The organism is Metabacillus sp. KUDC1714, assembly GCF_014217835.1.
Lineage (GTDB): Bacteria > Bacillota > Bacilli > Bacillales > Bacillaceae > Metabacillus > Metabacillus rhizosphaerae.
Genome location: NZ_CP055263.1, coordinates 3,282,326 through 3,295,833, shown reverse-complemented (window position 1 = coordinate 3,295,833; position 13,508 = coordinate 3,282,326). Strand labels below are relative to the sequence as shown.

Sequence of the window (13,508 nt, the reverse complement as noted above, 5' to 3'; positions counted from 1 at the left end):
TATTAGTGTGACGATACTGATGTTTGATTCGTCTTACTTCTAGCTACAATTACTCTTTGCAATACAATAAACAATAATAATAATGTTCCAATTGCAATCTTTGTCCACCAAGAGCTTAATGTTCCCTCAAATACGATTACGGTTTGGATAATACCTAAAATAAGTACCCCAACAACACTACCTGCTACATATCCTGCACCTCCTGTGAGCAATGTACCACCAATTACAACAGCGGCTATCGTATCAAGCTCCAGACCGTTTGCATGTAGTCCATATCCTGATAGCATATAAAAAGTGAAAATGATGCCAGCAAGGGATGAACAAAAACCACTAACTGTATAAATTAAAATTTTTGTTTTCGCTACAGGTAGTCCCATTAATAATGCTGATTGTTCACTTCCACCTAATGCATAAACATTACGTCCAAATTTAGAGTAGTGAGCAATAAACATTGCTGCAATTACTACTAGCATAGCGATTATTACACTTATGGAAATAAAATTCCCTCCGCCAACTGGGATTCGAGTACTAGCCATAAAACTAAAAAATCCATGGTCGATCGTAATTGATTCAACACTAATTAGATAACATAGCCCTCTGGCAAGAAACATTCCTGCAAGTGTAACGATAAATGGTTGTAAATTAAAATATTGAATCAGGCATCCCATACAAAAACCCAGTATTGTACCGACAAGTAGACTTGTTGGAATAACAAGTACGGGTGATAATTGGGCATTCATTGTAAGACTGGCTGCTACCATACTTGTTAACGCAATGATGGAACCAACAGAGAGATCAATTCCCCCTGATAAAATAACAAATGTCATTCCCACTGCAACAACGATCAAGAATGCGTTATCAATAAACAAATTCAGAAAAACTTGTGTTGAAAAAAATCCAGTATATCTAAGTGAGCCAAAAATAAACATCACGATAAACAATCCGATTGTTGCTATTAAAGGGAGATGTTTAGAATCTAATTGTAATTTTTTCGTCATGATACCGACACTCCCTCACTTTTCTTTTCTGTTTTTTTCGCTGTAAACCCGCCAAAGACTTTCTTTCTAAACTCAGGTGATTGTAAAAGACAAACAATCAATACTACAATTGCTTTTACGACAAGATTTATTTCTGGAGCAATTCCTATCGAATAAATAGTAGTAGTTAAACTTTGAATGATAAGAGCACCTATGACTGTTCCCATCAAATGAAATCTACCACCATTCAATGATGTTCCTCCTATTACTACAGCTAGAATAGCATCCAGCTCATACCAAAGCCCAGCATTGTTTCCATCTGCGCTTGCTACATTTGAACTTAAGATTAAACCAGCAATTCCTGCACATAATCCAGAAAACACGTAAACCATTAATAAAATATTTTTAGAATTTATTCCGGAAAGACGGCTTGCTTCTGGGTTCGTACCAACCGATTCAATAAATAACCCCATTGCTGTTTTTCTAGTTAAGAGTGATGCAACAGCCAATACAGCCGCTACAATAAAGATTGAAAAAGGTAGCATTAACAAGTGACCACCACCGATGAACGTATATGGATCATAATAAACGGTCATAATTTGTCCATCTGTGATTAATTGAGCAATTCCACGACCTGCAACCATAAGGATTAATGTTGCAACGATTGGTTGAACCCCAATTCTAGAAACAAGTACACCATTCCATATTCCAGTTAATACTGAGATACCAATAACTAAACCAATTGCTGTAAAAAGTGGTACTAAACTATCTCCACTTGCACCACTTACTGTCATAGCACCTACTGCACCAGCCATTGCGATGACAGAACCAACCCCGAGATCGACTCCTTTTGTAGCAATGACAAGAGTCATTCCAATTGAAACCAATAACAATGGAGCCCCTCGATTAAGAATGTCTATTAGACTACCAGTTAAATAGCCATTTTTCACTTCAATTGTAAAGAAATTTTTATCAAAAAATAGATTTATTAATAGAATGATTAATAAAATGACTATTGGCCAAAATAATTTTGATTTCATCACGTCATCCCCCAGCCATTGCCTTCATTATGTCTTTTTGTGTAATTTGCTGATCATTCTCAATCTCGGATACTTTCTTATGATCTCGTAGGATCGCAATTTTACGACAAGTACGTAACACTTCTTCTATTTCAGATGAAACAAATAAAATCGACATACCTTCTTTACTTAATGAGAGCATTAATTTTTGAATTTCCGCTTTTGCTCCTACATCAATTCCTCTTGTAGGTTCATCTAAGATTAATAATTTAGGATTCGTAATCAACCATCTAGCAAGCAAAACCTTTTGTTGATTTCCACCACTTAAATTTTTGATTAATTGCTCTGGATTTGGCGGATTAATGTTCAATAGTTTGATATATTCATCTGCAATTTCAATTTGCCTTTTCTTTGGAATATATTTAAACCATCCTTGAATTCCTTGCATAGCTAGGATCATATTTTCTCTTATTGTTAGGTCTGCAATAATTCCCTCTGTTTTTCGGTTTTCAGAACAAAAAGCGATTCCATTGGAGATAGCTTGTTTAGGGGAAGAAAGATTTGATTTACTACCATTTATCTTGATTTCACCTGTATCAGCTTTGTCTGCGCCAAACATTAATCTTGCTAATTCCGTTCTACCTGAACCAAGGAGCCCAGCAAGTCCGACAATTTCACCTTCATGTATATCAATATCAAAAGGTGCAATTTTGCCTTTTTTCGAAATGTCTTTTCCTTGCAAAAATAGCTTTTTCTTATCAAAAGAATTTCTACTAGTTCCTTTTTCTGTACTATTAAGCTCGTTTAAGTCTTTACCAATCATCTTAGAAACTAATTCAAGCCTTTCAATTTCATTTGTCTTATACTCACCAATCCATGTGCCATTACGTAAAACTGTTAGTCGATCTGTAATTTCATAGATTTGATCAAGAAAGTGACTAACAAAAACAATTGCTAAGCCTTCTTGCTTTAATTTTCGAATGACATTAAACAATTGGTTAACCTCATTTTGATCAAGGCTTGATGTTGGTTCATCCAAAATAAGTACTTTTGCAGATACTTTTAGGGAGCGAGCAATCGCAATCATTTGCTGAATTGCTACAGAATAGGAAGACAATAGCTTTGTTACATCAATATTTAAGTTTAGTCTTGTTTTCAATAACTCTTTTGCCTGTTTCGTCATTTCTTTCCAATCAAGGCGGCCTCTTTTCGTAATTTCTCGACCAATAAAGATATTTTCTACTACTGATAAGTTTGTACATAAATTCACTTCTTGGTATACCGTGCTAATCCCTAAGTTTTGTGCTTCAAGTGGATTTGTAACGCGAATAGATTTACCTTCTAGAGTTACTGAACCTTCATCAAACGTATAAACACCTGTTAATACTTTAATTAATGTTGACTTCCCTGCACCATTCTCCCCCATCAAGGCATGCACCTCACCAGGGTACAGTTTTAACTGAACATTTGATAAAGCTTTAACTCCTGGGAACTCCTTTGTTATTCTTTCCATTATAAGAACCGGAGTCTGTATCTTCACAATTTCCCCTCCTAACAATCTTTTATTTTAATAGCCACTAGTTAGTTAATAGTAAAGGATATACTATCTATCTAGTGGCTATATTTGTTATTTTATTTCCCTAGTTTAATACTCTCGTGTTGGGAGTAACTCCTCAGCTTGATCCATTGTGTACATGCTTTCTTCTACAGCTACACGCTTATCAATCTCTTCACCAGCTAAATGTGCCTCAATTAAATCAACCATTTGTGGACCAAATAATGGGTTACACTCAACTGTTACGTTCATCTTACCTGCTGCCATTGCTTCGAACGCACCTTTCACTGCGTCAACACCAATGATTTTAATATCTTCACCTGGTTTTAATCCGTACTCTTCAATTGCTTGAATCGCACCAATTGCCATATCATCGTTATGAGAATAAAGAACATCTATGTTTTCTCCATCTGCTTTTAAGAACGCTTCCATAACTTCTTTTCCTTTTGCACGAGTAAAGTCACCTGTTTGAGATTTTGTTATTTTTAGATTTGGATGATCTGCGATTACTTCTTCAAACCCTTCTTTACGGTCAATCGCAGGTGCTGAACCGACTGTTCCTTGAAGTTCAACGATATTGACATCACCATCTACATCAGCTGTTTCCTCAACTAACCAATTTGCCGCTTTTCTACCTTCTTCAACAAAGTCTGAACCTAAGAATGTTACCCATAAGGAATCATCTTCTATATCAACAGCACGGTCAGAAAGAAAAACTGGAATTCCTGCATCCTTCGCTTCTTGTAACACTGTTTCAAAACCTGTTTCAACAACAGGAGAGAAGACAATTGCATCTACTTTTTGCGCGATGAAAGAACGAATGGCCTTAATTTGATTTTCTTGCTTTTGTTGGGCATCTGAAAATTTCAATTCATGACCTGCAGCTTTAATGGCTTCTTGCATTGACTTCGTGTTTGCTGTTCTCCATTCACTTTCTGCTCCAACTTGTGAAAAGCCTATTACTAACTTATCACTAGACTTAGAATCTCCTGAACTAGTACCAGACTCTGTTTGCCCCCCTGTACCTGATGAGCTACATGCTGATAATAAGAGCATAAGTGCCATCATAAGTAGTAAAATCATTTTTCCTTTAAGTAATTTCTTCATAATTTGAAGCCTCCCCTTTTTCTTCAATTCAAAAGCTTTTTAACTTTTTTGAATTTGTATACTCTGATTATAAAGCGTTTACAGACAATTGGTGAATGGAATAACTTTCGAAAAAATTGTACATTCATTGTGTATTTATTAATCATAGACTTTTTTAAACTTCAAATTCTTTTTAAAAATTGCATTATTTTTCGCCTAAAACTTATAGATAATAATTAGGAAACCAAATCTTATCATTTCCACTTAAAGCTAGCATACTAAATTATTTGGATGTAAGATTGCTATTATTAACATGCTTTTTACTTATTCTACTTTGAAAAAGAAAACAGACATAGAGGATATCCCTATGTCTGTTTAAAATATGGGCTATTTATTTACTTGATATACTTTGTTCTGATGTTGTAAATTTCCAATAATCCATATTAAATAAGTTGTTTTCTCCTTCTCCTTTGAACATGAAGAATATATTGTGTCTACCGCTAACGTTCTTTACTTTGGTTTTCATCAGTTGCCATTCTTGGTCTCCACCAGTAGGTTTAACGTCGAGCGTACCAATAACTTTACCAATTGGACTGTCCAGGCGAATTTCAATTGTACCGCCTGAAGTTGACGCAATATTTGTTTCGAAAGATACAGCTCGATTTTTTCCAAAATCTGCTTGTGATACAGCAATCCATTCTCCATTATTGATGTCCGTTACATTAAGGTTAATGCTCTCTACCAAGCTGCCAGGTGCTTCGGATTTCTCAGTCGATATTCCAGCATTCCATGCGATTGTTTCAGCCTCGTTCCTCTTATATGGATCAAGGCTGGTAACCTGGGATACACCTTTCATATCTGCTTTGACATCTTTTATATGACCATTCTCGTCATATTCAACCTTATTAATGTGAGGAGAACGGTACCCTTGAGCAGTCCCTAATTCTTTCGCTAATGTTTGTGCATGATAGGTTATATACGTTTGGCCTTTAAACTCAAAGAAATCTTGATGATTGTTTCCTCCAACACCAAAAAATAGATATGGATTTTTAAGTGCTGTACCTACATATTTAAATGGACCCATCGGATCTTCACTTATCATATAAGCAATTTCACCAGTCTTCGGATCGTCTGCCTCACGTACACCAGAGAAGTTTGTACTATATGAATAGTAGTACTTACCATTACGTTTGTGAATACCTGAAGCTTCGAACAAGAATGGTGCATCAATTACTTTTGCTTCCCCTTCTGTATGAATCATATCATCACTTAACTTAATAACTCTAGCAGTTTTCGGAGATTCAGCTTGTTCTTGGGTTGGTGGTGAACCTGGTACACCTCCGCCGTAATACAAATATGCTTGACCATCATCATCGACAAAGGCTGCAGGGTCAAAGAGCCACGTTACCCCATCAGCTTCAGGTGTATTCCGGGCTACTAAAGGTTTTCCAAGCGGATCTGTCCAAGGCCCAATAGGACTATCTGATGTAAGTACACCAATACCTGACGCGTTATTTGAAAAATACAAGAAAAATTTATCCTTACCTTCAATATTCCTATGTTCAACAGATACCGCCCACGATTGAGTCGCCCATTTTGCTGCGCCATTAGGTCCTGCTACAGGAATTGCACCGTGGTCAGTCCAGTTGATCATATCATCAGAAGAAATGACGGTAACTGTATTAATCTTGCCATAGGTATTCGGTACGACATTTCCGTTTGCATCATATTCGTACTGATCATTCGTTAAATATATATATACCCTTCCATCGTAAACCATCGCATGTGGATCGGCCCCAAATTTATGGCTGATAAGTGGATTGGCATAACCAGGAATCTTTGCAACTGCACCTGTATCCAATAGTTTTAATTCAATGTTGGCTACTGCATCATGTACTGAATATTCAATGTCTCCACCATTAACCTTGATATAATTGGTCCTGATAACTTCCGTATAATCGGATGTCACAAAATCTTTTACTTTTAATTTAATCGTTGCAAATAAATCAGATTTTTTATGTGAGAAGCTTACATTACCACCCTTTACATGAAGCATTAAATGATTATTAGAATAAGTATATGAACTTGCTCCATTAATATTTTTTGAGTTGAATTCCACCCCAGTCACAGTTAGACTATCAGGGATATTGAATGATGCAGCAATGGAGGTGTATCGTCCTTTTGACAACTCATCCAATTTCACTGGGACTTCTAACTCTATATTTGGAGCACCAACGACTTCAAAAACATCTTCTAACTCCGCATTCAGAACTGTTGGTGATGTACCTGTACTTCTTTCATTTATTTGAGCAAATGATGTTTTATTTGGTACAAAATTCAGTAACATTGAAAACATTACAATCAGTAAAAACAGCTTCTTATACATTCTTATAAATCTCCTTCTACTAAGATTTTATTTATCAATAGGATTTTAAATCGAATGACTCTTAGAATCCTTTTTTCCTTTTTAGTAAGTAACATAGTTTAATTATTTAGATTATTTAAAACTAGTAATTTTATGAAACGCTTGTTTTGGAAGCTGATTGTCATCAAATAATAACGGCCAATTCTTTCTGCCTCTTACAGGGAAGTTGTCTAACCATGTATAATCATCTGCAACACCCCAGAAGGTAACGCAACTGATTACGTCCCTATATTCACGTAACAAAGCAAACAATTGCTCATAGCGTTCCTCTTGTAATGCAACCATTTCAGTCGTTGGCTCTTTTAGATCTGTTCGTCTGTCGGTAGTATCAAATACCGAAACATCTAGTTCAGTAAGCTGAATTTGCAAGCCAAGGGATGCATATTTTTCAATCGCAGCACGAATGTTATCTAACGTTGGACTAGTTAAATTCCAATGTGCCTGCATGCCTATTCCATGTAGTGGAACATCTTTTTTGAGTAAAGATTTTACTAATTTATAAATTTTGTCACGTTTTTGTGGGTGACTCTCATTATAATCGTTATAAAAAAGCAATGCCTTTGGATCAGCCTCATGGGCAAACCGAAATGACTTTTCTATAAAATCTTCTCCTACGATATCCAGATAGTTTGATTTTCTTAAAAAGAGATTCTCACTATCATCAATTACCTCATTTACAACATCCCAACTATGAATACGGCCTTTATAACGACCTACAACAGTTGAAATATGCGTTTGCATTCGGTCTAATAGCAAATCTCTTTTTGCAACTGAACCATCTGGTGTGGTAAACATCCAATCTGGAGTTTGATTATGCCATACCAATGTATGACCACGCATCTTCATTTTATGTTCTTCGGCAAAAGCTACAAATTGATCAGCCTTTTCAAACGTAAATTTATTTTCCTCAGGCTGGAGATTTTCAGGTTTCATATCATTCTCAGCTGTTATACTGTTAAAATGTTTGGTTAAGAGTTGTTTTGAGCTTTCAATTGTACGTTGATTGATAGCGGCACCAATTGAAAAGCAATCACTATATACGTCTGAAAAAGATGGAATATTCAACTTAGATTGTAGTTGACTCATATCTTTCCCTCCCTATGGTTAATAGAATTTATAAATATAAGTTACAAAGACCAGCTTTTTCCTTGATTAAGCCTAAACGATTTGTTATTAATCTTTTTTTATATAAGGCTATTTTGACTTTCTTCTTATCTAGAAAAGAGGTTGCCCTTTCATCTTGAAAAGGCAACTTCAAAATGGTTAATCCATAATTGACCAATATGCAGGTTTAACGTTGTAATCTGGATCAAAAACAAATGGTGCATCTTTACCGACTCCGTTATTGTACTGTTGTGCACGACCGTCTAACCATGTATGGTTATCAGCAATGCCCCAGAATGTGACATTACTAATCTTATTATCTAATTTCTCATATAAAGCAAATAAAGCATCATAACGTTCAGCCTGTGCTTGGAGCTTCTCTTCTGGAATGGCTTCATAAGTCTCATAAGCAGGTCTTGGCGGCCAACCATAAAGACTAACATCAAGCTCTGTAATTTGATTATCTAATCCAAGACTTGCAAACAAATTAATCGAATCTTCAATCTCTTGAATAGACGGCCAGCCAATTTGAATATGAGACTGATGCCCAACTCCATCGATCGGAACTCCCTGCTCCAGTAAATCTTTCACTAGATTATATAAGTAAGTTCTCTTCGGCTCTACTTCTGTATTGTAATCATTGATATAAAGCTTTGCATCTTTTCCGGCGTATTTTCTAGCTGTTTCAAATGCAACCTTAATATAGTCAGTGCCCGTAATTTGGTACCATGTTGATTCACGTAAACCTTTTTCATTCTGTGGGGAATCATCGATTACTTCGTTCACAACATCCCATGAGTCTACATCATCTTTATATCGTTTAACGATTGTTTTTACATGGGTTTCTAAGCGCTTTAATAAAAGCCTTGTATTTTTCTCGCGTTTTTTTGGGTCTGTCTCATCTACCATTTGATTTCCTTCCTTATCAAGGAAAAACCATTGTGGCACTTGGCTATGCCAGACCAGAGTATGAAAACGTAAGTCCATATCATTCTCTTTAGCAAACTTCACGATTTTATCAGCCTCTTCAAAGTTAAATTTTCCTTCTTCTGGCTGTATATTAATAGGCTTCATTACATTCTCTGCAACGATGCTATTATAATGGCGCTTTAGTATTTTGGCAGTCTTTCCTTCTAATTGATAAGGCTCGACGGCAGCACCGATTGTGAAAGAATCTTCATATCTTTCATTAATTGAAACTACGTTTAAAGCATCTAATGGTTTATCTAAAGCAGATACACTATTTGTACCTAGAGGTAATAATAATGCTATTGCTAATCCAGAGAAAATTTGTTTTCGTAATATTTTTTTCATGTCCTTACTCCTTTACATTTTTTAAGATTTTTAACATTAGAAAAGATTAAATTATTTAACTGCACCTAAAGTCATACCCTTTACAAAGTACTTTTGTAGAAATGGGTACACACAAATAATTGGTAGACTCGCTACAATGGTCATAGTAGCTTGAATAGACTTAGGTGTAACAGCTTGGACAGCGTGTTCACCATTTGCTTGAGCAGTATTCCAATCACCATTTGAAGTTGCAGTATTCTGAAGAATTTTCATTAACTCGTATTGCAATGTCGTTAAATTCTCATTGCTTGAGTTATACAAAAATACGTCAAACCATTGGTTCCATTGTCCTACAGCAACAAATAGTGCTACGGTTGCTAATACCGGTAAGGACAGAGGCAACACAATTTGAAAGAAAACCCTAAAGTCCCCAGCCCCGTCAATACGCGCTTGTTCAAAAAGACTTTTTGGAAGGCCTTCTATAAATGAACGCATGATTATAAGATTGAATGCACTTATTAATCCCGGTATTATATAAACCCAAAATGTTCCGATTAAATGTAAATCTCTCATTAAAAGGAATGTTGGAATTAACCCGCCATTAAAATACATAGTCATAATAAAAATAATTGTTACCGACTTTTTAAGAACAAATTTTTCTTGAGCAATCGCATATGCCACCATTGCAGTACATAATAATCCAATTCCTGTACCAACAACTGTTCTTGCTACCGATACGAAAATTGCCTGAATGATCGATGCTTGAGTAAATACATATTCATAGTTTCTCCAAGTAAATTCTCTTGGCCATAAATGGATTCCACCTTTTACAGAATCTGTTGCAGCATTAAAAGAAAGGGCTACTTGGTTTAGAAAAGGGTATAGCATGATGACACTAAGTAAAATCATAAAAATAATGGTACAAGTGTCAAAAACTACATCTTCTTTCGTTCTCATCAAGCTCTTCCTTTTTTTCACTCTTAACATTCTATATCCCTCCTAATATAAACCGCCTTGGCCCATTTTTTTCGAGAATGAATTTGCGGCAATCAAGAATATTAAGCTAATAACCGTTTTAAACACTCCTGCTGCCGTGGCCAATGAGAAGTTAAACATGGAAATACCATAGTTGATGACAAATACATCTATATTTTCTGAGAACTCTACGTTCTGTCCATTCCCTAATAAATATTGAGGTTCAAATCCAGCCTCAATAATGTACCCAATATTCATAATTAAAAGGATCACAATTACTTGCTTCATGCCAGGAAGTGTAATATAGCGAATTCTTTGTAAACGAGAAGCTCCATCAATTTTGGCTGCTTCATATTGTTCTTGATCAATCATCGAAATGGCTGCTAAATAAATAATGGTATTCCACCCTACATTTTTCCAAACTTCTGCAGCACCTAAAATCCCCCAGAAATACTCTCCGATTCCAAGCCAAAGAATTTCCTCATCAATAATATGAAGCCCTATCAATATTTCATTAATGACTCCATCAATAGACAATACAGATGAAACAAGTGCAGCTGCTACAACCCAAGAAAGAAAGTGTGGCAAATAGCTAATCGTTTGAACGACTCTTTTAAATTTAAGATTTGTTAATTCATTGATTAATAGAGCTAAACCAATCGCGGTTACAAATCCTAAAACTAAATTAATGATACTTTGAGCCAACGTATTCCTTAGTACTCCTAAGAAACGAGCATCTGTGAATAAAAAGGTGAAATGTTTAAAACCTACCCATTCTTGTTCTGAAAAAGGACGAGCCGGCTTAAAATCCTGAAATGCCATTGTCCATCCCCAAACAGGGAAATATTTAAAGATAAAGACCCAAATCACAAAAGGCATTGTCATCAATAATAATGCTTTTTGGCTACGACATTTTTTTAGAAACGCTTTCATTCCCTTCGCTTCATTTGGTAGCACTGTTGGAGATAAAAGTGCTTTTTCTTTCGTTTGCGCTTGCATATTTGTCCCTCCTATCCTATTCAATAAGTAAACTCTAAAAATTCATTCCATTCGTCGCAAAATTTACGTTAATAGAAAGAAGGCTGAACTTCTTTTATAGATCATTCAGCCTTCTTATTAAGTTCTTTACTACTTCATAAGTGAAGCTTCTTTTTTAACCGATTCCTCCATTACTTCTTCATAGGCTTTATATGGAAGCTTTTCAAAATCTTTCTTAAATTTGTTCCACTCGGAATCAAAATCAGATGGATTCGAAAGTATAATATCTGGATATGAACGTTTGATTAAATCACGAGACTGTTGATCATATAACTGTGCCTCAGATCCTGTCTCGATCGTGGCATCCCAGAAAGGAAACCATGGTGCTGGTTCTGGCTCAGTGAATAAATCAGTAAACGTTTCAATGTTATATGCTTTTAAAAACTCTTTATCCACTTCATCATAAGCAAGCTGGGCAACTTCAGGCTGCACATTTGGATCAACAGAGTTACCGTCATCAAATGTACCACTCATAATTGGCCAGTACCAACCAAGTGCAGAAAACCCAAATTCATCTCTAAACTCTTCTTTATTAACTAAATCAATTTGTTCTTGTGTTCGAACAAAACGCCCTTCTTCATTTACATCATATGTTTCTCCCTCTATACCCCAAGTAATTAATTTTTGGGAATCAATTTTAGCCATATGATCTAAAAATTTAATAATTCTAATTTGATCTTCTTCAGAAGTTCCTGTTGTTAATCCCATCCCTGGAGAGGTTACAAACGATTCCGGATTCAAGTATTGGTCTTTGATTCCTTCCTCAAATACAATAGGGAATCCCATAAAATCATTATACGGATCATCATCTTGTTCAAGAGTATCTAACGCTGTACCTGACTCCCATCGAGGTCCAAACCATCCTACAACTCGTCCTGAGGATATCTTCGCTAAATACTCATCATAGTTTTGTGTAAAAGATTCTTTATCAAGTAGGCCCTTTTCGTTTATTTGATTTAATTTCCCTAACCATTTCTTTGTAATATCCTTATTATGGAAAACAGATACATCTAGTGTTTCATTATCAACAATGATTCCTTCCTGTTCACCTGATAGAAAGGCTGGAGGATCAAATAGTTGCCCTACATGCCAATCATATTGTAATAATGTATATGGAATTGTTTTTGCACCGTTTGTCTTTGGGTGGGCTTTTGCATATTTTTCAATAATATCGAAATATTCATCTATCGTTTTAGGATGTGGATAACCTTGCTCTTTTAGTGCTTCACGTTTTATAAAAAATGCACTCTGTCCTATATTTGGTGGCTTTATATATCCATTAGATACACCAGATGGTAGAATATAAATGTTTCCATCCTCTAGTTTCATTTTTTCCCAAATTGGTTCATATAATTTTCTTAAATTTGGAGCATGCTCTTCTATAAGATCATTCAGTGGTACAAATCCACCTGCATCTATCACATCAGCTGTGGCATTTTGCGCATTAAGCAATTCCGGATATTCACCACTAGCGATCATTGTCCCGATCTTCTGGTTACTGTCCCCTACAATATGCTCAATATCAAAGTTAACACCTGTTGCCTCTTCGAACATTTTTCCAATTTTGGTATCACCCGTATTGACATCTTTTCCTGTAGAAGATGCATTAAAGAATGTGTAAGTCAAAACTTCTCCGTTTTCACTAGAGTTACTTTCTTTTCCACTCTTTTCTGCATTCGTACATGCTGAAGTGACGAGCAACATGACCATTAGTGCAAAAGCTAGAATTCTAGATTTCCTTTTTAACAATTTAACTCCCCCTTTGTTAAAGTTAAGTAATAGCTAAGCAACACCGATACCACAATATTGTAAGCACTTTCATTATAACTTTCATGCTTATCTTAAGTGACCATATAAAGTATAGTTTTTACTTTGTAAACTTTAGTACCTTATGGAAAAACGAAAACATCAGAATCAAAAATACATGTAAAAGATATAGATTATTGGGTGGATATAAAGAAAAGGCAACTTATTGAGCACTTAATCTATCATGATTTGCTACCAAAAAAAAACGAAACCAACACACATCGATCATA

Annotated in this window: 10 protein-coding genes; all 10 read right to left on the bottom strand. The window is 35.5% G+C overall.

Features of this window, described 5'->3' with window-relative positions:
- Window positions 1–2 precede the first annotated feature (2 nt).
- The 10 genes from yjfF to HUW50_RS15365 all read right to left on the bottom strand — a co-directional run bounded on the left by yjfF (window position 3) and on the right by HUW50_RS15365 (window position 13,221).
- Window positions 3–998: a galactofuranose ABC transporter, permease protein YjfF gene (gene yjfF / locus HUW50_RS15410; protein ID WP_185653013.1), complete on the bottom strand. Its 996-nt coding sequence runs from the start codon at window positions 996–998 to the stop codon at window positions 3–5.
- Window positions 995–2,017 carry an ABC transporter permease gene (locus HUW50_RS15405; protein ID WP_066324414.1) on the bottom strand — a complete coding sequence of 341 codons (1,023 nt, stop codon included), beginning with the start codon at window positions 2,015–2,017 and terminating at the stop codon, window positions 995–997. Before HUW50_RS15405 ends, yjfF begins: the two co-directional genes overlap by 4 nt.
- Before the next feature lie 4 nt (window positions 2,018–2,021).
- Window positions 2,022–3,509 carry a sugar ABC transporter ATP-binding protein gene (locus HUW50_RS15400; protein WP_185654070.1) on the bottom strand — a complete coding sequence of 496 codons (1,488 nt, stop codon included), beginning with the start codon at window positions 3,507–3,509 and terminating at the stop codon, window positions 2,022–2,024.
- A 132-nt stretch (window positions 3,510–3,641) separates the two neighbouring features.
- The gene (locus tag HUW50_RS15395) at window positions 3,642–4,658 is read right to left on the bottom strand and encodes an ABC transporter substrate-binding protein (RefSeq protein ID WP_066324402.1); all 1,017 of its coding nucleotides are present in this window, start codon (window positions 4,656–4,658) and stop codon (window positions 3,642–3,644) included.
- Between the two features lie 370 nt (window positions 4,659–5,028).
- A complete protein-coding gene (locus HUW50_RS15390; RefSeq protein ID WP_269748928.1) occupies window positions 5,029–7,023 on the bottom strand; it encodes a glycoside hydrolase family 43 protein in 1,995 nt (664 codons plus the stop codon).
- Window positions 7,024–7,134: 111 nt separating this feature from the next.
- On the bottom strand, window positions 7,135–8,148 hold the full coding sequence (locus HUW50_RS15385) for an endo-1,4-beta-xylanase (protein WP_066324400.1): 1,014 nt from the start codon (window positions 8,146–8,148) through the stop codon (window positions 7,135–7,137).
- A gap of 177 nt (window positions 8,149–8,325) precedes the next feature.
- Window positions 8,326–9,480: an endo-1,4-beta-xylanase gene (locus tag HUW50_RS15380; RefSeq protein ID WP_066324393.1), complete on the bottom strand. Its 1,155-nt coding sequence runs from the start codon at window positions 9,478–9,480 to the stop codon at window positions 8,326–8,328.
- 51 nt (window positions 9,481–9,531) lie between these two features.
- Window positions 9,532–10,446, bottom strand: a complete 915-nt coding sequence (locus HUW50_RS15375) for a carbohydrate ABC transporter permease (RefSeq protein ID WP_066324392.1) — start codon at window positions 10,444–10,446, stop codon at window positions 9,532–9,534.
- 12 nt (window positions 10,447–10,458) lie between these two features.
- A complete protein-coding gene (locus HUW50_RS15370) occupies window positions 10,459–11,433 on the bottom strand; it encodes an ABC transporter permease (protein ID WP_066324387.1) in 975 nt (324 codons plus the stop codon).
- Between the two features lie 129 nt (window positions 11,434–11,562).
- Complete coding sequence (locus tag HUW50_RS15365) at window positions 11,563–13,221, bottom strand: extracellular solute-binding protein (RefSeq protein ID WP_260445519.1); 1,659 nt, start codon at window positions 13,219–13,221, stop codon at window positions 11,563–11,565.
- Between the last annotated feature and the right edge of the window lie 287 nt (window positions 13,222–13,508).